24 protein-coding genes are annotated in these 21,945 nt (G+C 40.5%); 21 read left to right on the top strand and 3 right to left on the bottom strand.

The features are described from left to right. The first annotated feature begins 219 nt into the window (after window positions 1–219). Together rpoE and F7984_RS18160 are read left to right on the top strand one after the other, a co-directional pair. Window positions 220–795: a DNA-directed RNA polymerase subunit delta gene (gene rpoE / locus F7984_RS18165; protein WP_066109364.1), complete on the top strand. Its 576-nt coding sequence runs from the start codon at window positions 220–222 to the stop codon at window positions 793–795. Between the two features lie 223 nt (window positions 796–1,018). Next, on the top strand, window positions 1,019–2,617 hold the full coding sequence (locus F7984_RS18160) for a CTP synthase (RefSeq protein WP_066109361.1): 1,599 nt from the start codon (window positions 1,019–1,021) through the stop codon (window positions 2,615–2,617). Between the two features lie 341 nt (window positions 2,618–2,958). Here F7984_RS18160 and F7984_RS18155 read toward each other — a convergent pair whose 3' ends face one another. Then, window positions 2,959–3,504: a DUF2529 family protein gene (locus F7984_RS18155; protein ID WP_066109358.1), complete on the bottom strand. Its 546-nt coding sequence runs from the start codon at window positions 3,502–3,504 to the stop codon at window positions 2,959–2,961. 215 nt (window positions 3,505–3,719) lie between these two features. Here F7984_RS18155 and F7984_RS18150 point away from each other — a divergent pair, with 215 nt between their 5' ends. The 9 genes from F7984_RS18150 to prmC all read left to right on the top strand — a co-directional run bounded on the left by F7984_RS18150 (window position 3,720) and on the right by prmC (window position 12,433). Then, the gene (locus F7984_RS18150) at window positions 3,720–4,097 is read left to right on the top strand and encodes a response regulator (RefSeq protein WP_066109355.1); all 378 of its coding nucleotides are present in this window, start codon (window positions 3,720–3,722) and stop codon (window positions 4,095–4,097) included. 165 nt (window positions 4,098–4,262) lie between these two features. Then, complete coding sequence (locus F7984_RS18145) at window positions 4,263–5,120, top strand: class II fructose-bisphosphate aldolase (protein WP_066109352.1); 858 nt, start codon at window positions 4,263–4,265, stop codon at window positions 5,118–5,120. A gap of 162 nt (window positions 5,121–5,282) precedes the next feature. Beyond that, complete coding sequence (gene fsa, locus F7984_RS18140; RefSeq protein ID WP_066109349.1) at window positions 5,283–5,933, top strand: fructose-6-phosphate aldolase; 651 nt, start codon at window positions 5,283–5,285, stop codon at window positions 5,931–5,933. Window positions 5,934–6,075: 142 nt separating this feature from the next. Continuing rightward, window positions 6,076–7,362: a UDP-N-acetylglucosamine 1-carboxyvinyltransferase gene (locus F7984_RS18135; protein ID WP_066109346.1), complete on the top strand. Its 1,287-nt coding sequence runs from the start codon at window positions 6,076–6,078 to the stop codon at window positions 7,360–7,362. Between the two features lie 386 nt (window positions 7,363–7,748). Next, complete coding sequence (rho, locus tag F7984_RS18130) at window positions 7,749–9,032, top strand: transcription termination factor Rho (RefSeq protein WP_066109343.1); 1,284 nt, start codon at window positions 7,749–7,751, stop codon at window positions 9,030–9,032. 123 nt (window positions 9,033–9,155) lie between these two features. Further along, window positions 9,156–9,374 carry a 50S ribosomal protein L31 gene (rpmE, locus tag F7984_RS18125; RefSeq protein ID WP_066109340.1) on the top strand — a complete coding sequence of 73 codons (219 nt, stop codon included), beginning with the start codon at window positions 9,156–9,158 and terminating at the stop codon, window positions 9,372–9,374. 283 nt (window positions 9,375–9,657) lie between these two features. Then, window positions 9,658–10,296 (top strand): thymidine kinase, encoded by a 639-nt coding sequence (locus tag F7984_RS18120; protein WP_066109338.1) that lies wholly within the window; start codon window positions 9,658–9,660, stop codon window positions 10,294–10,296. Between the two features lie 200 nt (window positions 10,297–10,496). Continuing rightward, a complete protein-coding gene (prfA, locus tag F7984_RS18115; protein WP_066109335.1) occupies window positions 10,497–11,567 on the top strand; it encodes a peptide chain release factor 1 in 1,071 nt (356 codons plus the stop codon). A gap of 5 nt (window positions 11,568–11,572) precedes the next feature. Then, window positions 11,573–12,433 carry a peptide chain release factor N(5)-glutamine methyltransferase gene (gene prmC, locus F7984_RS18110; protein ID WP_066109759.1) on the top strand — a complete coding sequence of 287 codons (861 nt, stop codon included), beginning with the start codon at window positions 11,573–11,575 and terminating at the stop codon, window positions 12,431–12,433. 474 nt (window positions 12,434–12,907) lie between these two features. On the opposite strand, the gene F7984_RS18105 is transcribed toward prmC, so the two are convergent. After that, entirely contained in the window at window positions 12,908–13,279 is a 372-nt protein-coding gene (locus tag F7984_RS18105) for a DUF2500 domain-containing protein (protein ID WP_066109332.1), read from the bottom strand. Window positions 13,280–13,412: 133 nt separating this feature from the next. On the opposite strand from F7984_RS18105, the gene spoIIR reads away from it, so the two are divergent. From spoIIR to upp, 10 genes are all read left to right on the top strand, one after another. Continuing rightward, window positions 13,413–14,225, top strand: a complete 813-nt coding sequence (spoIIR, locus tag F7984_RS18100; RefSeq protein WP_306821554.1) for a stage II sporulation protein R — start codon at window positions 13,413–13,415, stop codon at window positions 14,223–14,225. 262 nt (window positions 14,226–14,487) lie between these two features. After that, window positions 14,488–14,922 carry a GNAT family N-acetyltransferase gene (locus tag F7984_RS18095; RefSeq protein ID WP_066109331.1) on the top strand — a complete coding sequence of 145 codons (435 nt, stop codon included), beginning with the start codon at window positions 14,488–14,490 and terminating at the stop codon, window positions 14,920–14,922. Window positions 14,923–15,093: 171 nt separating this feature from the next. Further along, complete coding sequence (locus F7984_RS18090) at window positions 15,094–16,146, top strand: L-threonylcarbamoyladenylate synthase (protein WP_140461892.1); 1,053 nt, start codon at window positions 15,094–15,096, stop codon at window positions 16,144–16,146. A gap of 53 nt (window positions 16,147–16,199) precedes the next feature. After that, window positions 16,200–16,760, top strand: a complete 561-nt coding sequence (locus tag F7984_RS18085) for a manganese efflux pump MntP (RefSeq protein WP_066109327.1) — start codon at window positions 16,200–16,202, stop codon at window positions 16,758–16,760. Window positions 16,761–16,838: 78 nt separating this feature from the next. Next, complete coding sequence (locus F7984_RS18080) at window positions 16,839–17,282, top strand: low molecular weight protein arginine phosphatase (protein ID WP_139892078.1); 444 nt, start codon at window positions 16,839–16,841, stop codon at window positions 17,280–17,282. Between the two features lie 48 nt (window positions 17,283–17,330). Next, complete coding sequence (gene rpiB / locus F7984_RS18075) at window positions 17,331–17,768, top strand: ribose 5-phosphate isomerase B (RefSeq protein WP_066109324.1); 438 nt, start codon at window positions 17,331–17,333, stop codon at window positions 17,766–17,768. 22 nt (window positions 17,769–17,790) lie between these two features. Continuing rightward, window positions 17,791–18,360 carry a TIGR01440 family protein gene (locus F7984_RS18070; protein WP_066109323.1) on the top strand — a complete coding sequence of 190 codons (570 nt, stop codon included), beginning with the start codon at window positions 17,791–17,793 and terminating at the stop codon, window positions 18,358–18,360. 107 nt (window positions 18,361–18,467) lie between these two features. Next, window positions 18,468–19,709 (top strand): serine hydroxymethyltransferase, encoded by a 1,242-nt coding sequence (gene glyA / locus F7984_RS18065; RefSeq protein ID WP_066109321.1) that lies wholly within the window; start codon window positions 18,468–18,470, stop codon window positions 19,707–19,709. 111 nt (window positions 19,710–19,820) lie between these two features. Further along, window positions 19,821–20,000, top strand: coding sequence for a hypothetical protein (locus tag F7984_RS19230; protein WP_192796827.1), 180 nt, complete (start codon window positions 19,821–19,823; stop codon window positions 19,998–20,000). A 499-nt stretch (window positions 20,001–20,499) separates the two neighbouring features. Then, window positions 20,500–21,129, top strand: coding sequence for a uracil phosphoribosyltransferase (upp, locus tag F7984_RS18055; RefSeq protein WP_066109318.1), 630 nt, complete (start codon window positions 20,500–20,502; stop codon window positions 21,127–21,129). 191 nt (window positions 21,130–21,320) lie between these two features. Here the strand turns inward: upp and F7984_RS18050 are convergent, their stop codons facing one another. Beyond that, complete coding sequence (locus F7984_RS18050; RefSeq protein WP_066109314.1) at window positions 21,321–21,908, bottom strand: hypothetical protein; 588 nt, start codon at window positions 21,906–21,908, stop codon at window positions 21,321–21,323. Window positions 21,909–21,945 lie beyond the last annotated feature (37 nt).

Genomic DNA, 21,945 nt, shown 5'->3' with positions numbered 1-21,945 from the left:
AATGGAGAAACGAGAGGATACTGGAAACGGGTTGAACAAAGACCGATCAGTGCCCCTTTAAGTCCTTGTGATGGCTTTTTATTTATATTCTTATAAAGCCGCAAGAGGAAAAAGGATAGAACGGATAAAATAAAGTGGCAAAAAGATGAATCGTTTGGTTATAATGGGATATGCATAATTGGGCATTCATGTTGATTTGATAGAAAGGAAGTGCGAACAATGAAACTAGCCAACCTGTCTAAGGAAGAAGTAAGTGAAATGGCTTACATTGAAATTGCGAACGTGTTACTTATAGAAAAGAAAGAAGCAATAGATTTTAAGGTAATGATGGATAAAATCCAAAAATTACTTGGTTTGACAGATGAAGAAGTTAGTGCAAAAATGGGCCAATTCTATACAGATCTAAATGTAGACGGCCGTTTTATCAGTATTGGAGACAATCGCTGGGGACTAAAAGGATGGTACCCTGTTGAACAAGTTGAAGAAGAAACAGTTCCAGCTTCTAAAGTGAAGAAGAAGAAAAAAGGCAAAAAAGCACTCGTTGATGACTTTGATGATGAGGATGAAGTTCTTGATTTTGATGATCTTGATGACTTCGATGACGACGATGATGAGGATGATTCTTTAATTGATGATTTCGACGATATCGATGACATCGATGATGATGAGGATGATGATGACGAGGATCTAATCGAGGACGAAGTTATCGTTGAGGATGATTATGATCTTGACGACGAAGAAGAAGAGGAAGAAGATCTTGTGATTGACGAAGAAGAAGAGGACGACAATCGCTAATCCTTTAACCTTGACTTAAAGTGTCAATCTTTGTAGAATATTCATTGGGCTCCTTTAAAATAAAGGAAACACTATTAAGCGATTTTAAGCTCCCTTGCTTGCAAGGGGGCTTTTTTATTTTTTTTTAGGGGATAGGCCCGATGAAAAAACAAAAACTAATCACTATTAATAGATTTGTGCTTACCAAATGAAATCAATACGATCTTTTAGGAGGTTTTTATAGATGACAAAATATATTTTTGTTACAGGCGGAGTTGTATCTTCTTTAGGAAAAGGGATTACAGCTGCTTCACTTGGCCGCTTATTGAAAAACAGAGGCTTGAAAGTGACAATCCAAAAATTTGACCCATACATCAATGTGGACCCGGGAACGATGAGTCCTTATCAACATGGTGAAGTTTTCGTAACAGATGATGGTGCAGAAACAGATTTAGACTTAGGCCATTATGAGCGTTTTATTGATATCAATTTATCTAAGCTTTCCAATGTAACAACAGGTAAAGTTTACTCTCACGTGTTAAAGAAAGAGCGCCGCGGAGACTATTTAGGCGGAACGGTGCAAGTAATCCCGCATATTACGAATGAGATTAAAGAGCGGATTTTGAAAGCTGGCCATGATACAAATGCGGATGTCGTTATTACCGAAATTGGCGGAACAGTAGGGGATATTGAATCCTTGCCATTCCTGGAAGCGATTCGTCAAATTAAGAGTGATATTGGCAGCGATAACGTTCTATACATTCACTGTACATTGATTCCTTACCTTAAAGCTGCTGGTGAAATGAAAACAAAGCCTACACAGCACAGTGTTAAAGAATTGCGCAGCTTAGGTATTCAGCCAAATATTATCGTCGTGCGTACAGAATTACCAATCTCTCAGGATATGAAAGACAAACTTGCTCTGTTCTGTGACATTGATAAAAATTCTGTCATCGAGTGCCGTGATGCAGAAACTTTATATTCCATTCCATTGGATCTTCAGGCACAAGGAATGGACGAAATTGTTTGTAACCATTTGAAATTGCAAACAAACGATGCAGATATGACAGAATGGAAAGAGTTGCTACATAAAGTAACGAATCTGACCAAAGAAGTGAAAATCGGTCTTGTTGGAAAATATGTAGAGCTTCAAGATGCCTATATTTCTGTAGTAGAAGCATTAAAACATGCCGGCTATGCATTTGATGCAGATGTGAAGATTAAATGGATTAACGCAGAGCATGTAAATAAAGAGAATGTAAATGAAATGCTTGATGATGTGGATGGTATTTTGGTGCCGGGCGGATTTGGAGACCGTGGTGTTGAAGGAAAAATCCTGGCAACCGAATATGCCCGCACTAACAAAAAGCCGTTCTTTGGAATCTGTCTTGGTATGCAGTTAGCATCCATTGAATTTGCACGTAACGTTCTTGGGTTAAAAGATGCTCATTCTTCTGAGCTTAATCCGGAAACGACAAACCCAATCATTGACTTACTTCCTGAACAAATTGATATCGAGGACCTTGGCGGGACTCTTAGACTTGGTTTATATCCATGTAAAATTGTTCCTGGAACGAAAACATTTGAAGCTTATCAAGATGAAGTGGTATATGAGCGCCACCGCCATCGTTATGAGTTCAACAACCATTACCGCGAAGATATGGAGAAACAAGGCTTTATCTTCTCAGGTACCAGCCCGGATGGACGTCTGGTAGAAATTATTGAATTGAAGGATCATCCTTGGTTCATTGCTTCTCAATTCCATCCAGAATTCAAATCAAGACCACAGCGTCCGCAGCCATTGTTCCGTGAATTCATTCATGCATCACTAGGCGAAAAATAATAAAAATAAAGGTGTACAGAAAATCAGTTACTACTGATAGCTCTGTACACCTTTTTTATTTTCGAGTGATTTTTTACTCAAAAGTGATATTTGTACTCATAAGGGCGATTAAATATACAATTCGTCCTATAAAGGTTCAATAAATTGGAAAACGCTCATCTGAAAAGGCTATTCAATTAGTTGAAATTATAAAATTTCAACTAATCTCAATCGTCCAAACTTACAACTTTATATAGTAAACGAAATCATTATCAGAAAACTTTTATCAAACAAAAACAGACAAGAAACTTGCTGGTATGCGCTTACGTAATGTAAAGTTATTTTTTGGCCAAGCAGGATAATTATTCTTCTTCATATTCCTTAATGATTTCATCGATTGACAGAGTGATTCCCTGATAAACGAAGAGGGCGGCTGCAAGGGTGGGAATCCCGCTTCTTGTTCCATCCTCATTTGGAATAAGACCTCGTGTTGCTTTTAAATCAATATGGATATCTGCCAGATTGGCAAGGTTCGGCGTATTGATATCATCTGCAGCAGGAGCCAGGGAAACGGCAACAAAAGGGATACGCTGTCCGTTTAAGGATTCAGCTAAAGCAACTGCTTCCGGTTCGGTTGCAGTTCGTGCAAAAATGATGGCGCGGTCTCGTTGCTCGATTTGAGCCATATATTGGCCGTTATACAATCGCTTCACGCCCTTGATCGGTTCAGGTCCATCGATTGCCTGGCTGATAATCCCATCCATTTCTTTAAAACCATGAAGATAAACAATACCATGGCTGACTAAAGCCTGAGCTAATAATCTCGCTGCGTCCTCCATATTTTCCTGTTCATCTTGTTCAATTTTTTTATAAATACCAGTTAATTGAGTTAAATATATTTTCAGCATTTGGGTCAACTCCTGATTTTAATAGTAATAGATGCTTTCATTTTTACTGTTTTTACAGCATTAAAATGATAAGTTCCTGTCAAAGTATAAATGCTTGAACGTAAATTGTCGAAAGACAATTTCGTTTGAATAAAGGTATTATTTACCTATTAGTAGAACTTATAGATTTAAGTGTCTTATTTATACAGGCTAACGGAAAGAAGGAGCTGTGTAAAATGAATGAAAAAATTTTAATTGTTGATGATCAATTTGGCATCCGTATTTTGCTGAATGAAGTACTGCAGCAGGAAGGATATCAAACATTTCTGGCGGCAAATGGAGAGCAGGCATTGGCGCTCCAGAAAAGTGAATCACCAGATTTAGTGTTGCTGGATATGAAAATTCCCGGTATGGACGGAATTGAGATTTTAAAAAGAATGAAAGAAGAAGATCAGGGCATTCGTGTATTAATTATGACAGCGTATGGAGAATTAGATATGATTCAGGAAGCGATGAACCTGGGAGCCTTGACTCATTTTGCAAAACCATTTGATATTGATGATATTAGGAAAGCGGTAAAGGATCATTTACCGGTTGCTAAAATTGACAGTTAAATGTACATTTTGCACACTTGTTGATAGTTTGAGGACAAGTTGATATGCTAGAGATAACTTCCCTCTGACGCTTTTTGCAGAAGGGGGAATACATATCGATCCATTAGGGAAAATGATAAGGGAAGCCGTTTGGCTCGAGCTTATTATTAACAAGGAGGAAGAAAAATGCCTTTAGTATCAATGACTGAAATGCTGAACAAAGCAAAAGAAGAAGGATATGCAGTTGGACAATTTAATATCAATAATCTAGAGTATACCCAAGCTATTCTTCAAGCTGCTGAGGAAGAAAAATCTCCAGTAATCTTAGGGGTTTCTGAAGGGGCAGCTCGTTACATGGGCGGTTTTAAAGTGTGTGTAGCAATGACAAAAGCCTTAATGGAAGAATACAAGACAACAGTTCCAGTTGCTATTCACTTAGACCACGGTTCCAGCTTTGAAAAATGTAAAGAAGCTGTTGATGCAGGATTCACTTCCGTTATGATTGATGCTTCTCATCACCCATACGAAGAGAATATTGAAATTACTTCTAAAGTGGTTGAATATGCTCATGCAAATGGTGTTTCTGTTGAAGCAGAACTTGGAACAGTTGGCGGACAAGAAGATGACGTAGTAGCTGATGGCGTTATCTATGCTGACGTTGAAGAGTGTAAAGATCTTGTAAAACGTACAAATATCGACTGTCTTGCTCCAGCGTTAGGCTCTGTTCACGGACCTTACAAAGGTGAACCGAAATTAGGTTTCAAAGAGATGGAAGAAATCGGAAAAGAAACTGGTATGCCATTAGTACTTCACGGTGGATCCGGTATTCCTTTACACGATATCCAAAAAGCCATTTCTCTTGGAACAGCTAAAATTAATGTAAATACTGAAAACCAAATCACTTCTGCTAAAGCGGTACGTGAAGTATTGGCTGCGGACAAAGAAGTATACGATCCACGTAAATACCTTGGACCAGCTCGTGAAGCAATTAAAGAAACGGTTATCGGTAAAATTCGTGAATTCGGTTCTAATAACAAAGCATAAAAGATATCTTTACGAGAGGATGCCACTCATCATGGGATCCTCTTTTTTACTATACATAATTTTGGTTAAATCATACGTTTTTAAAGGTGAAATTATTTGCTCAAAATGGAGAACAATGACACAATATAAAAGACATAGAAATTCATTCAAGGAGGAATTTAAATGAAGTTTTTTATAGATACAGCAAACTTAAATGAAATTAAAGAGGCCCATGCACTTGGTATTTTGGCAGGTGTAACAACGAACCCATCATTAGTTGCGAAGGAAAAAGATGTTTCTTTCCATGATCGTCTGCGTGAAATAACAGCGTTGGTACCTGGTTCTGTAAGTGCAGAGGTTATTGCACTGGATGCGGAAGGTATGATTCGTGAGGGTAAAGAATTAGCTGAGATTGCTCCGAACATCACAGTAAAAGTACCAATGACTCCAGACGGATTAAAAGCAGTTCATGCATTGACTGAAGCAGGAATCAAAACAAACGTAACTTTAATTTTTAATGCCAATCAGGCTTTATTAGCTGCTAGAGCAGGTGCAACATATGTTTCTCCTTTTATCGGAAGATTAGATGATATTGGACAAAATGGACTTGATTTAATAGCTGAAATTGCAGAAATCTTTGCAATCCATGATATCGATTCAGAGATTATTGCAGCAAGTATCCGTCATCCACAGCATGTGACGCAAGCAGCACTTCGCGGCGCACATATTGCAACGGTTCCTTATAACGTAATTCTTCAAATTTGTAAGCATCCGCTAACAGACAAAGGAATTGAAGCATTCCTTAAGGATTGGGAAACAAGAACAGAAAAATAATCGTGGTAAAATATGTATGAATGATCCGAGCTTGTGAAACAATTTGACAGACTAGCTTTAATTCAGGTGATTTTTGTGGTAATATTTACCTTATTCTCGCCGGACGGATAAAATCACATCAAGGGCGCAGAAGGGAGTTATTATGGAAAAGCTTAAAATAGCGGGTGGGTATCCGCTAAAAGGGGAAGTTCGCATAAGTGGTGCAAAGAATAGTGCAGTTGCTTTAATACCAGCAACTATTCTTGCTGACTCATCTGTAACAATTGAGGGGCTTCCAAATATCTCTGACGTAGAAATGCTTAAAGGATTACTTGAAGAAATCGGCGGTCAGGTAACACTTGACTCAACTGAAATGACTGTTGATCCGAGTAAGATGATATCAATGCCTCTTCCAAACGGAAGGGTCAAACAATTACGTGCCTCCTATTATTTAATGGGAGCGATGCTCGGTAAATTTAAGAAAGCAGTTATTGGCTTGCCGGGGGGATGCTATTTGGGACCTCGCCCAATTGATCAGCATATCAAAGGATTTGAAGCTCTCGGTGCTCAGGTAACAAATGAGCAGGGGGCAATCTATTTGCGTGCTGAAGAATTACGTGGAGCCCGAATCTACCTGGATGTTGTCAGCGTAGGAGCAACGATTAATATCATGCTCGCAGCTGTATTAGCTAAAGGCAAAACCATTATTGAAAATGCTGCGAAAGAGCCGGAAATTATCGATGTTGCAACATTGTTAACGAATATGGGAGCCCGTATCAAAGGTGCAGGTACGGATGTCATTCGTATCGAGGGTGTCGAAAAACTTCATGGTTGCAGACATACCATTATTCCTGACCGTATCGAGGCAGGAACCTATATGATTGTTGCCGCAGCAGTTGGAGAAGGTATATTGATTGATAATGTAATACCGCAGCATCTTGAATCCCTGATTGCAAAGCTAAGAGAAATGGGAATTGATATTGAAGAGCGGGACGACCAGATTTATATACCGAAGGCTGAAAAATTAAAAGCAGTAGATATAAAAACCCTTGTATATCCTGGTTTCCCTACGGATTTACAGCAGCCCTTAACAGCATTATTGACGAAGGCTACTGGATCTTCCGTTGTTACGGATACCATATATGGATCTCGATTTAAACATATAGATGAATTAAGCAGGATGAACGCCGATATTAAGGTAGAAGGCCGTTCTGCAATTATTAATGGACCTGTTCAGCTTAATGGAGCAAAAGTGAAGGCAAGTGATTTGCGCGCCGGAGCTGCTTTAATTATTGCTGGTCTATTAGCAGAGGGAGTTACCGAAATAACCGGTGTCGAGCATATCGATCGGGGATACAGCTTTATAGTGGACAAGCTTTCAGGACTGGGAGCGACCATATGGAGAGAACAATTATCGCCGAGAGAGATTGAGCAGCTTAAGAATTCTTAATGTAACAATCTAAATAAGAAACCAAATTTGGTTATGAAAACGTAATTTAGATAAAAATAGTAGTTCCTCCAGGTGAAAATCTGGAGGACTTTATTATAAAAATTATGAAATTGTGATATATTGAGAATGTTGCAATAGTTTTAAAAACCTCTATGTGATGTTAATAGTTGAAGTCTGAATCAAAAGCGAGTAAAATGGATTTGTTTTTGAGAAAAAAATAGAATAGAATATAATTGCTAATGAAAGCAACAAATGGTTTACGTGGATTTAAACCGCAACTCATCCTTTTACCTTCCTAAATATTTTCTTCTTGATAACCCTATCCATGTAGTAATAAACAAATCACTAAAATCAATCTAATTAATTTACTGAAGTGTGGTGTCATAATGGAATTAACAATTTCCGATTTAGAGAATTTAAAGCTAAAAGAGCTTTATGAACAAGCTAAAAAGTATAAAGTGTCCTATTATAGTAAGCTGACAAAGAAAGAATTGATCTTTGCCATCTTAAAAGCTCAGGCGGAGCGAGATGGGTACCTATTCATGGAAGGTGTTTTAGAAATCATTCCATCTGAAGGGTTTGGATTCCTAAGACCGATCAATTACTCACCAAGTTCAGAGGATATCTATATTTCGGCATCTCAGATTCGCCGATTTGATCTAAGAAACGGTGATAAAGTATCCGGTAAGGTACGTCCTCCAAAAGAAAATGAACGGTATTATGGATTATTGCATGTTGAAGCAGTGAATGGGGATAATCCTGAATCAGCTAAGGAGAGGGTGCATTTCCCTGCATTAACTCCGCTGTATCCTGATCGTCAGGTTGTACTTGAAACAACTCCCCGCAATGTATCTACACGTGTAATGGATATCGTAGCACCTGTTGGTTTTGGGCAACGTGGATTGATTGTCGCACCTCCAAAGGCTGGTAAAACGATGCTTCTTAAAGAAATCGCCAATGCCATTACAACGAATCACCCGGATGCGGAATTAATCGTCCTTTTAATTGACGAGCGTCCTGAGGAAGTAACAGATATCGAGCGATCTGTACAGGCAGATGTAGTCAGCTCAACATTTGATGAGGTTCCTGAAAACCATATCAAAGTAGCAGAGCTTGTATTAGAGCGTGCTATGCGTCTGGTTGAGCATAAACGAGATGTTATTATTTTAATGGATAGTATAACAAGATTGGCACGTGCTTATAACCTAGTAATCCCTCCAAGCGGCAGAACATTGTCAGGTGGGATTGACCCGGCGGCATTTCACCGTCCGAAGCGTTTCTTTGGAGCTGCCCGTAATATTGAAGAAGGCGGTAGCTTAACCATTTTAGCAACAGCTCTTGTGGATACAGGTTCAAGAATGGATGACGTTATTTACGAAGAATTTAAAGGAACGGGTAATATGGAGCTTCACCTGGATCGCTCACTAGCAGAAAGAAGAATATTCCCTGCTATTGATATTCGCCGATCTGGGACAAGGAAAGAGGAGCTTATTATTCCGAAAGACCATTTGGAAAAATTATGGGCTATTCGCAAAACGATGTCAGATATGCCTGATTTTGCTGAGCGTCTGTTACGAAAACTTAAACAAACTAAAACCAACCAAGAATTCTTTCAATACCTCGATGACGAGATGAAAAAGTCAACGGGCGGATCGAAAAGAATCTTGTAATAGTAGCAGTAGCTGTTGATTTAAAATAACACGTCTGTTATAATATCTTGAGTGTGCTTATACTAAAAAGAGCACGCTTGATAACTCTGTTTCGAAAGACTCAGGGCGGAAGGAGTGGAAAAGATGAAAACAGGAATTCACCCTAATTACAAAACAGCAACTGTTAAATGTGCTTGTGGTAATGAATTTGTAACTGGCTCTGTTAAAGAAGAGGTGCGCGTAGAGGTTTGCAATGAATGCCACCCATTCTACACTGGACGTCAAAAGTTTGCTTCTGCTGATGGACGTGTTGAGCGTTTCAACAAGAAGTATGGTTTCAAATCCCAACAACAAGAACAATAATTTTGATTTTCGGAAACAGGCAGCGGGTAAGCCGCTTGCCTGTTTTTTTGCTTTAAGGCAGACACAGGCTAATGTACTGAGAAAAACATGTTGGTCTGTGTTTGTATGTTTTTAGAGGAGTTATATCAATTTTTTAACAACAAAGGTCTCTATTAACAAATGATAAAAAATCTTTTCTTGAGCAGTTTATGATGTATAATTATCTATTGGTATAGTAAATGCAGGAATGTTACAAGCAAAATCCTAATGAACCTAGTAAAGACAGGAAGGGAGACCCCAACACATGTACGAAACGAAACAATTTGGCTGGATAGAATTAATTTGTGGCAGCATGTTTTCCGGAAAATCTGAAGAACTGATTCGCAGGGTAAGGAGAGCGGTCTTTGCTAAGCAATCCATTGCTGTTTTCAAACCGGCTATTGATAATCGATACAGTGAGGAAGCGGTGGTTTCCCACAATGGAACTTCTGTTATTGCCAAAGGCATTACGCATTCATCCCATATCTTCGATCATATAGATTTAGATACAGATTTAATTGCCATTGATGAAGTGCAGTTTTTTGACGAAGAAATTGTACAGGTTGCTCAGCATTTGGCAGACAGCGGCTATCGAGTAATCCTGGCTGGCCTTGATCAGGATTTTAGAGGAGAGCCATTCGGGCCGATGCCGGAGTTAATGTGCCTGGCAGAACAGGTAACAAAACTACAGGCAGTTTGTTCCGTATGCGGATCCCCTGCAAGCCGGACGCAGCGTTTGATTGATAAGAAGCCTGCAGGCTATGAGGACCCTGTTATTTTAGTGGGTGCATCGGAATCCTATGAGCCAAGATGCCGTCATCATCATGAAGTACCAGGCAAACAAGAAACGGTACATACACCGATTAACGGTGGTATCGAAAACATAAAAACAAACAGGCTTTAAAAGGAATGAACACCTCCGGAGGAATAAGTGGAATTTGGGGGTGTTTTTGTATGTCAGAAATAAAAGGGTATGGCAGATTAAAGGATGTATGTTCATCTTTGCCGTCTCTTTTTTTCGTTTCCGTCTGATTGTGGTACAATAAACAAATCAAATACTGAGGTAAAAACCTCTTTTAAAAACCTGTTAATGAGGTGAAGAAATTGATCGATCGTTTACAAGCGGTAGAAGACCGATATGACAAATTAAATGAGCTTTTGAGTGACCCGGAAATCGTAAATGACACTAAGAAGCTTCGCGAATATTCCAAGGAACAATCAGATATTCAGGAGACTGTCTTTGCGTATCGAGAATATAAAGATGTACGTTCCCAATTTGTTGATGCGAAAGCAATGCTTGAAGAGAAGCTGGATGCTGAAATGCGTGAAATGGTGAAGGAAGAAGTAGATGAACTTTCCGGACAAATGAAAGAGTTGGAAGAAAAGCTTAAAGTATTGCTAATTCCCAAAGATCCTAATGATGATAAAAACGTTATTATGGAAATTCGCGGAGCAGCCGGCGGTGATGAAGCGGCCCTATTCGCAGGAAGTCTTTATAGAATGTACAGCCGTTATGCTGAGGCACAAGGATGGAAGATTGATGTAATGGATTCAAATCCAACGGGGCTTGGCGGTTATAAAGAAATCATCTTTATGATTAATGGAAATGGCGCATACTCCAAGATGAAATTCGAAAACGGTGCCCATCGTGTACAACGTGTCCCTGAAACAGAATCAGGCGGTCGTATTCACACATCAACAGCGACTGTGGCTTGCTTACCGGAGGCAGAAGAGGTTGAGGTTGAAGTTCATGACAAAGATATCCGTGTAGATACGTTTGCATCCAGCGGACCGGGCGGACAAAGTGTTAACACTACCATGTCAGCTGTACGTCTTACTCACGTTCCTACGGGGATTGTTGTATCCTGCCAGGATGAAAAATCCCAGATTAAAAACAAAGAGAAAGCAATGAAAGTATTGCGTGCTCGTATTTATGATAAATTCCAGCAGGAAGCACAGGCTGAGTATGACAGTGCTCGTAAATCTGCAGTCGGAACAGGGGATCGCTCAGAACGTATCCGTACGTATAATTATCCGCAAAACCGTGTTACAGATCACCGCATTGGATTAACCATTCAAAAGCTGGATCAAATCATGGAAGGCAAATTGGATGAAGTGATTGATGCATTGATTGTTGAGGACCAGGCTAGCCGTCTTCAAAATGCGGAGGATTAAGAATGATGAAAGTGTATGAAGCTCTTCGATGGGCTTCTTCTTTTTTAAGGGAGAATGGCCGTGATGAAAATGCTGGAGAATGGCTGTTGATGAATCAGCTGGGTCTATCCCGTGCTCAAATGCTTGCGAATATGCATGATGAGTTAACGGAAGAGGAAGAAGCTATCTTTATAAAGGATGTAAAAAAGCATGGAATCGAAGCAGTACCTGTGCAGCATATAATTGGCAGCGAGGAGTTTTATGGCAGGACATTTCTGGTGAATGGAGATGTATTGATTCCGCGTCCTGAAACGGAAGAGCTGATATTTCATGCCTTAGCTAAACTAAAAAAGCTTTTCAATCCTGAAGAGAAGCTGGACATGGCTGATATTGGGACAGGCAGCGGGATTATTGCGATTACGATGGCCTTGGAATGCCCAGGTATGAAAGTGACGGCTGTCGATTTGTCAGAGAAAGCATTGAAACAGGCAGCTGAAAATGCTCAACGCCTTCAGGCTGAGGTGGCGTTCTTGCAGGGGGATTTGCTCAAACCATTAATAGATGCTGGTAAAAGGGTGAATGTTCTTCTTTCTAATCCTCCTTATATTCCTGAATCAGATCATGCAATCCTTTCGGATGTGGTTAAAAACCATGAACCTCATCTCGCCTTGTTTGCTGGAAATGATGGCTTGGATTGTTATCGCCAAATTACATCAGATCTGCCAAGTGTACTTGCAGACAAAGCATTGGTTGGATTTGAAGTAGGCGCCGGTCAGGGAGAGCAAGTAGCAGAACTAATGCAAGCTGTTTACCCTGAAGCCCATGTAGAAGTCCTGTTCGATATCAACGGAAAAGATCGAATGGTCTTTGGCGAAATAAAAAGCTGAAACGGCTTGATCAGAAGCGAGGAGCATAAGACAGGGGCTCGGAGGGAGGTGCTCTTCCCTCCCGCAGAGGTCATGCTTATGTCCTGAGCTTCTAGCCGTTGAAGCTAGATTACATAAAAAGCTGAAGAGCCTGTATCGATGAACGAAGACTAAGAACGCCACGTCCTGTGGCAATGTCTTCATGACCAACATCCTGTAGGCCCGCGACGAGCATAAGATGAATACTCGGAGGGAGGCGTTCTTCCCTCCTGTAGAGTATTTGCTTATGACTCGAGCTCCTAGGCCCAGAAGCTGGATTACATAAAAAGCTGAGGCGACTGCCCAGCTCCGACAAGCATAAGGAGAGGCATGAAGGGAGGCTATTAAGGAACAAAGACTAAGAACGCCACATCGTGTGGCAACGTCTTTGTGATCAACTTCCTGTTGACCTCCGTAGTGGCTATCCTTATGACCTCGAGGAGCTAGGAGTCGAAGCTAGATTCTCAAAAATCCGAGATACCGTGTGCCCTGAAAAGATAGATTCCCAATATCTCCTTCTGCTAACATCCCGTAGTCTTTTCCACTTAAAGTCAATTCCATTCGGTCGCCGCTTTCCATCTCAAACGTCGCATAATACCAGGTACTGGACGAATTGTCACTTCCTCTGCTCTCTGATCGTTTGGTGACAACCTTAGCAACTACATTCAGCCTGGGCTGTTTATTATTATGACTCCATTTAGATAGGCTTTTGATGATAATAAATAGAAAAGTGCCAATGACTAAAATAAAAATAATACCAAAGATGATTGGAAATCCAGTTAAAAAAATGCCAAAGAACCCACCATCATCCATCAAAAAATTATCCATTTTTATACTCTCCCTTCCCTTAATTTCAAGAATGCGGTAAATAAAACGCAGTAGAAATAAAATTCAGATAATTATAGTTTAAGATAGAAAAAAACTGTCCACACTGTTTGTAAGTGAAGGGACGGTGTTTACGATGATGGCAAAAAAATATTTGCCTTTAATATATATTGTATTACTTTGTGCGGCAACAATGACTGGAATGATTACACCGAAAAACAGTTCTTCTGCGACAGAAACAGAGGTTCAAGTAATCCCGAATGAAGCGATCCGCTTACGGATCTTAGCAAACAGTAATAAAGAAGCTGACCAGGAATTGAAACGATCCATCAGGGATGAGGTCAATAAAGAAATTAACAAATGGGTAGCAGAATTAACTTCAATTGAGGAAGCCAGAAAAGTGATTGGTTCCCGTTTGTCTGATATAGAAGCTATAGCTGAAGATGTTATGGTCAAAGAAGGTAATGTACAAAAGATACAGGTTGATTTTGGTGAAACTGTTTTTCCAACTAAGCTATATGGACAATATTTATATCCGGCAGGCAAGTATGAAGCTATTAAAATCACATTGGGTGAGGGTCAAGGTGAGAACTGGTGGTGCGTCCTTTTCCCGCCGCTATGCTTTCTGGATTTCAACAGCGGAACAGCTGTAGCAAATGATTCAGCGTATGAAGAGTCAGCTGAAGAAGTTGAGCCAGTTAATAATAGTATGAACGAGGAAACTGCAGAACAAACGCAAACGGATGATCAAAAAATACAACCGATTAAGACTGCCGCCCAAACGGATAAATCGATTGAAAAGGCAGAAGATCAAGAAACGCAAATGGATTACGAGAACCAGTCTGAAGAAGCCGGACAAGATATCGCCCCTCCTGTTTATGAAAATCAGGATGAAGAGCCGGTTAAGGTGAAATTCTTTTTAAAAGAGATCTTGAAGGATTTGTTTTGAGAAACAGAATAGTACTCGGAGCAAATCAAGTTAAAAGTACAAATAGGAAGTGTTGTGCTGGAGCCGAAGTGGTTTCAGAATAGAGCGGGAAACTGGGAAATACCAGCCGAAGTTGAACAGAATTCAGCCGAACTGGCATAGAATTCAGCTGAATTTGCCAAAATAGCAGCCAACCGGATAATCAGCCTGATCCGGTTCTATTTTCCCTATTAATTCATATCCATATAGTAGTTGTGATTTGATAGTGAAGGGAGAATAGAAGGTGTATTATTTATCTATATCAAAAAGTACCGATATTGAAGGAATTGAGCGGTTTGCGGCACCTCAAGGAGTTGAGCTGCATCATGAAGACATTAGTTCAGGAAAATTTGTTTTATTAAAAGAAGAAGGCTCTATTAAAGGAATGATTGGTCTGGAGCCATGTGGAGATTATGGGGTGCTTAGGTCTTTTCTGTTTAAAGAGGAGGCTCAGGTGCAAGTACCTGCCCTGTTTGAAACGATCTTGGCTTTAGCAAAGGAAAAAGGGTTGAAAAAGATATTTCTGATATCGAATAAACTGCAAGCGTTAGGATTTTTTGAGGCTCTTCAATTTGAAAGAGTGAAAAACGGGGAGATTCCTAAAGACGTAAGAGATTCCTCGGTTGTGGAAAAGGTGTGGACAATAAATGAAACATATATCATGGAAAGAGCCCTATAAGGATGAAATTATCCACGATTTTATTGGCTTTATTCACAGACTGTGGATAAAGCTTGTTTTATTGTATAAATTCTTTTATACTTGCAAGGTGATTTTGTGAAAAATGTCGAGGAATCCTTATTTAATAAGTAATTTATAGAGAATGTTGTAGATTGGTGGCAGGTGATAATAGTGGAAACAAAAATGTGGACAGTGGATAAAACTGTGGATAAAGAAGAGGGTTATCCACAATTGATGGATGCGGCCCAAAAATTGAAAGCCGGAGAGCTGATTGCTTTTCCGACTGAAACGGTTTATGGACTTGGAGCAAATGCTTTACTTGGAGGGTCTGTAGCAGCTATTTATGAGGCGAAGGGAAGACCGAGTGATAATCCTTTAATCGTCCATATTGGAGAAAAGGAACAGGTTCATGGATTGGTGGGAGAAATTCCTGCAGTCGCAGATAAACTAATGGAACAATTTTGGCCAGGTCCGTTGACGCTAATTTTCCAAAAGAAAGAGGGCGTGTTCCCGGATGTTGTAACAGCAGGTCTTTCATCAGTAGCGATCCGAATGCCGGATCATCCGGTGGCATTGGATTTACTGAAAAAGGCGGGCTGTCCCACAGCCGCGCCAAGTGCAAATCTGTCTGGTAAACCAAGTCCGACAACAGCAGAGCATGTTCGCGAGGATTTAGATGGTAAAATTGCTGGGATCGTGGATGGAGGTCCAACTGGGGTTGGCTTGGAATCAACAGTACTTGATGTGACTGGCAGTATTCCGCAAATACTTAGACCTGGTGGTATTACGCGTGAACAACTGGAGAAGGTAGTCGGTGAAGTGTCTGTGGACCCTGGCTTGGTGAAGGACAGTGATGCACCGAAAGCTCCTGGTATGAAATATACACATTACGCACCGAAAGCCCCATTGACCTTGGTTGAGGGTACCCCTCAGTTTATCCAAACATTAATAAATGAAGAGCGGGACTTAGGTAAGCGAGTGGGTGTGTACACGGTTGACGAACATGCCCATTTGTATGAAGCTGATGTTATTATTACTGGCGGAAGCCGTGAGCAGCTGGACACTGTGGCTGAAAAAATGTATGGAGTGCTGCGCCAATTTGATAAAGAGCAGCCAGATCTAATTTTCGGAGAAGTGTATCCGGAGGATGGGATTGGGATTGCAATCATGAATCGCTTGAAGAAAGCGGCAGGAGGAAGAATCATCACACAAGACAAGTTCTAATTGATCCGGGACAGGCATATGTTTATTTAGGCTGGTCCCGGGAGGTTACTTGGATGGAACAAACGATGGTTGAATTTTTTGGCCTGCTTTTTATGGCTTTCGCACTCGGAATGGATGCCTTCTCAATTGGATTGGGAATGGGATCGTACAAGCTGAGGCTTAAGCAAGTACTCATCATTGGTTTTACTGTTGGTATTTTTCATGTGTGGATGCCGCTCTTGGGTATCTTTTCAGGAAAGTTATTATCCGCTCAGTTTGGATTGTTTGCCTCATACGCCGGTGCTGGTTTATTACTATTTCTTGGCTTGCAAATGCTGCTCACTGGAATTCAGGGTAAAGGTGAAACGGTTGTGGCTCCAGTTGGAACAGGATTGATTCTATTTGCGATAAGTGTCAGTTTGGATAGTTTCTCAGTTGGACTGAGCCTCGGAATGCTGGGATCCCGAGCGCTGATGACCATCCTGTGCTTTGGCTTTGCCGCCTTTTTCTTGACGGTGTCAGGGTTGTTGTTAGGGAGAAGAGTACATACATATCTCGGCAAATACAGCCTTGTTTTTGGGGGGAGCATCATGTTTGCGGTTGGGTTAAAGATCATCCTGCACCTGCATGGATAAAGATGTGTATCAGATTAATCTGATACATTTTTTTATTGTCCGTAAATATTCTATAATGGGGACAGGAGGGAAAATACGTTGAAGAATATTTTATTCGTTTGTACAGGAAATACATGTCGAAGTCCTATGGCAGAAGCTATTTTGCGAAATTATAATCTGTCTGATATAGAAGTAAAATCAGCAGGGGTTTATGCCTATGGGGGTCAAACGGCATCTGAGTATACGGTTACGGTACTTGATAAACACAAAATTGTGCAGGACCATGCCTCATCTCCATTAAAAGGAGAAGACATCGAGTGGGCAACCTATGTATTAACGATGACAGAAGGCCATAAGCAGTTAATTGCTTCGCATTACCCTCAGGCGATTGAAAAGACGTTTACATTAAAGGAATTTGTAAGTGACGATCCTGGGAACAGAGATATTTCAGATCCATTCGGGGGTAATGAACAAGTATATGAGCAAACTTTCCATGAATTATCTAAATGGATTAAAAAGCTTGTGGAAAAATTAAAAGACTAGATTTAGGATAGAAACTGTGCAGTTCAAATTGAAGGGAGCCATGTTACCATGAAAGTTATCATTGCATCAGATCACGGTGGAATAAATATAAGAAAAGAAATTATGAACCTAATGGAAGAGCTTGAGATTCAATATGAGGATTTTGGATGCGATTGTGAAACATCTGTTGATTATCCGGATTATGCGTTGCCTGTTGCTGAAAGAGTGGCAAAAGGAGAATTTGACAGAGGGATTTTGATCTGCGGTACTGGAATCGGAATGAGTATCGCGGCGAATAAAGTAAAAGGAATTCGTGCAGCATTGGTACATGATATGTTTAGTGCCCAAGCTACAAGAGCTCATAATAACAGTAACGTACTAACAATGGGAGAGCGTGTAATTGGTCCTGGTTTAGCTAGAGAAATTGCCCGCGTTTGGCTGACAACGGAATTTGAAGGCGGCCGCCATGAAACACGGATTGGAAAAATAGCTGAGGCAGAAAAATAAATCTTAGAAGGGCAGTAGAAGAATGAGTGAGATTAATTTAAAAGAAATAAAAACTCAGGTGACTGCCATTCTCGAAGATTTGGAAGCTCATTTTCCGATGAATGGCCGTTTGTTGGTAATTGGCTGCAGTACAAGTGAAGTAATCGGAAAGCGAATTGGTACAAGCGGGACGATGGAAGTGGCACAAGCAATCTTTGAGGCCATATATGATTTTTCTAAACAAAAGGGAGTCTACTTGGCTTTTCAGGGTTGTGAACATATTAATAGGGCTCTGATTATTGAACGAAAGACAGCTATTCAATATAATCTGGATGAAGTATCAGTTGTGCCTGCCCGGAATGCGGGTGGAGCATTGGCCGCTTGTGCATTTGCTAATTTCGAGAATGCAGTTGTGGTTGAGCATATTTGTGCTGATGCAGGCATCGATATTGGGGATACAATGATTGGAATGCATCTGAAGCATGTTGCAGTCCCGTTGCGTTCAGCGATTAGAGAGATTGGGAAGGCGCATGTAACATTTGCTATGACCCGGCCGAAACTGATAGGTGGGCCGAGAGCTCAATATGATAGAGTAAATATTAGAGAAATGTAAGAATTATACGTCAATGGAATAAATGACTATTGTCCTTTTTCGTGCTAGAATTGAAGGGATTAAATTGAAGATTTGTCCGTTTTGACGAAAAGGGAGGAAGCTATAAGATGAGGCATTTGCAAAAGCAAGACTCGCAAGTATTTGATGCAATTCAACAAGAATTGGACAGACAACGCGGTAAGATTGAGCTGATTGCTTCAGAAAACTTTGTCAGCGAAGCAGTAATGGAAGCTCAAGGATCCGTGCTTACGAATAAGTATGCGGAAGGATATCCAGGCAGACGCTATTACGGCGGCTGTGAATATGTGGACGTAGTTGAGGATTTGGCTAGGGAACGTGCCAAAAAGATATTTGGCGCGGAGCATGCAAACGTACAGCCACATTCAGGCGCTCAAGCAAATATGGCTGTTTACTTTACGATTTTGAATCCAGGAGATACGGTACTTGGAATGAACCTATCCCACGGAGGCCACTTAACTCACGGAAGCCCTGTAAACTTCAGCGGAATCCAATACAATTTTGTTGAATACGGTGTTGATGAAAAAACCCATCTTATAAATTACGAGGATGTTAGAGAGAAAGCAATCCAATGTAAGCCTAAATTGATTGTTGCCGGTGCGAGTGCGTATCCACGTTCAATTGATTTCAAGAAATTCCGTGAAATTGCAGATGAAGTAGGCGCCTATTTAATGGTGGACATGGCTCATATTGCAGGGCTTGTTGCAGCCGGTTTGCACCCAAGTCCAGTTCCTTATGCGGAATTCGTCACGACGACAACTCACAAGACATTGCGCGGACCACGCGGAGGAATGATCCTTTGCAGAGAAGAGTTTGCCAAGAAAATAGACAAGTCCATTTTCCCTGGTATTCAGGGAGGACCTCTAATGCATGTAATTGCTGCAAAAGCAGTGGCATTTGGCGAGGCACTTCAGGATTCCTTTACAGATTATGCAAAGGAAATTATAGAGAATGCAAAACGCCTTGGTGAAAGTCTGCAGAAGGAAGGACTTACGCTCGTTTCAGGCGGTACAGATAATCACTTATTATTAATCGATGTCCGCTCCATCAACTTAACTGGTAAAGTAGCAGAAAAGGTACTGGACGATATTGGTATTACAGTGAACAAAAATACGATTCCATTTGACCCAGAAAGCCCATTTGTAACGAGTGGGGTTCGTATTGGAACAGCGGCTGTTACAAGCCGTGGATTCAAATTGGAGGATATGGATGAAATCGCGGCAATCATCAGTCTCGCCCTCAAGAACCATGAGGACGAAGAGAAACTGAAAGAAGCTGCAGAGCGAGTGACTAAGCTATCTGGAAAATATGAATTATACCCTGAGTATTAAGGGTGAATAGAAGAGGTGTTGGTGAGTCTGATAGGACTTATTGACACCTCTTTTTATGATGTTTGGCAGTATAACATGTCGTTTTATATGGTTTGGGCAAAACGATGCTGAATGGGGATCAATGAGCCTGGAAATTTAGGAATGGCTGGAATGAGGAGTGTTTTGGCTGGTAAAATCCGTGGTTCGGCTGAATTAATATTAAAATTGGCTGGAATAATTGCCGCATTGGCTCAATTAATTCTCATTTCCGCTCAATTCACGGAAATTTCACATCCATTTACGTTTCTTTAACGATTTTAACACTTTAAAAAGTGGATAATAGAGAAGAAGGTATAGAATCATGTTTTATTAAAAAACTAATGAAGACTAAAAAGCTGAGGCGACTGCCCAGCTCCGACAAGCATAAGAGGAGGCACGTAGGGAGGCGCTCTTTCCTCCCGTAGTGGCTACACTTATGACCTCGAGGAGCTAGGAGCCGAAGCTAGATTGAATAAAAAGCTGAAACTCATTTAGGGAACGAAGACTAAAATCGCCACGTCCTGTGGCCACGTCTTCATGACCTACATCCTGTAGGCCCGCGAGGAGTATAAGACAGGATCTCGGAAGGAGGTGTACTTCCCTCCTGCAGAGGTCATGCTTATGTCCTGAGCTTCTAGCTGTTGAAGCTAGATTAAATAAACCTTGAATGCGGTAGATTTTGGCATACAGAAACTTAATTGAACTAATGGAGAATTTTCTGTACAATAAAACGAGTGCAAAAATAGGAACATAAAAGTGAGGAGAGATCCATATGGGAAAAGTTTATGTGTTTGACCATCCGTTAATACAGCATAAGTTAACATTTATCCGTGATAAAAATACGGGTACAAAAGAATTCAGAGAATTGGTAGATGAAGTATCTACTTTAATGGCTTTTGAAATCACCCGAGATCTCCCGTTAGAAGAAGTGGAAATTGAAACGCCAGTCAGCAAATCAACATCTAAAACAATTGCGGGTAAAAAAGTAGCCATTATCCCTATTTTACGTGCTGGTCTTGGTATGGTTGACGGCATGATTAAAATTATTCCGGCAGCAAAAGTTGGACATGTAGGTTTATACAGAGATCCAGAAACATTGAAACCAGTTGAGTATTATGTAAAACTTCCTGCTGACGTAGAGGAAAGAGAATTTATTGTAGTTGATCCAATGCTTGCGACAGGTGGATCTGCTGTCGATGCCATTAGCGCAATCAAAAAGCGCGGGGCAAAAAATATTAAATTCGTTTGTCTAGTTGCTGCGCCTGAAGGCGTTAAAGCAGTGGAAGAAGTCCATCCGGATGTCGATATTTTCATCGCTGCACTTGATGAAAAATTGAATGATCACGGCTATATCGTTCCAGGTCTAGGTGACGCGGGCGACAGATTGTTCGGAACAAAATAAAGATAATTTATAGAGGTGTTCATCAGCCGTTTCTGACTGATGAATACCTCTTTTTTTTGCGGATAATTGACTCGTCTTAGATCAAGTAAGTTCTCTGGGCGATACCTCAACTACACCGCTTTAAGGATTCCAGCATATGCTATTCAGGCATAAAAATATGCTGTGATAGCAGAACTGATTTCATTAAAAGCCTAAGATTTTAAATGTTCATCGCGCTCTTTTTTGATTTCTTGAATTCTCTTTATTTCTTCCTGATATTGTTCCTCGACTTCTGATGTGGCCGGAAGGAAGGATTCATTATTATAATCAACCCTTTTTCCGTAACGGATCATTTCATAAATGATCATACCATTATTAGGTTTTCCGTTAATTGTATGCATTGGTATAACGTCAAACAGAACATAATAAATCGCATAGAAAGCAAAGCGATCCCAAAATGTCTTGAACTCCTCAATAAAATGGTTGGCAATTAAAAAGTTGATGAGGAGGGCGATGGATAGGTTCATTAAAATCGGACCTAGATAGATGCAGATGTAAGCAAACTTACTCTTGCGCTTTAATTCATCATACGAAAACCAGCTATATAAGTGGTAGTATTTGCGAATATCGATCATTCCAATTTTTTTGATACGGGGGCCGGAACCAATCGTAAGTCTCGGATTGATTACGCCAAATAACCAGCTGACTAACAGATAGCCTGTCTCCCGAAGAAAAACAACGACAGGCAAGATGATAAAGGCAGAAATCACTAATGACGTAAGATCGGCCAGACCAAACATAACTCTACACATCCTAACTTAAATTACTCATATACCT

This window comes from Pradoshia sp. D12 (assembly GCF_008935075.1).
GTDB lineage: Bacteria > Bacillota > Bacilli > Bacillales > Pradoshiaceae > Pradoshia.
This window is presented reverse-complemented; position numbering and strand designations above follow the sequence as displayed.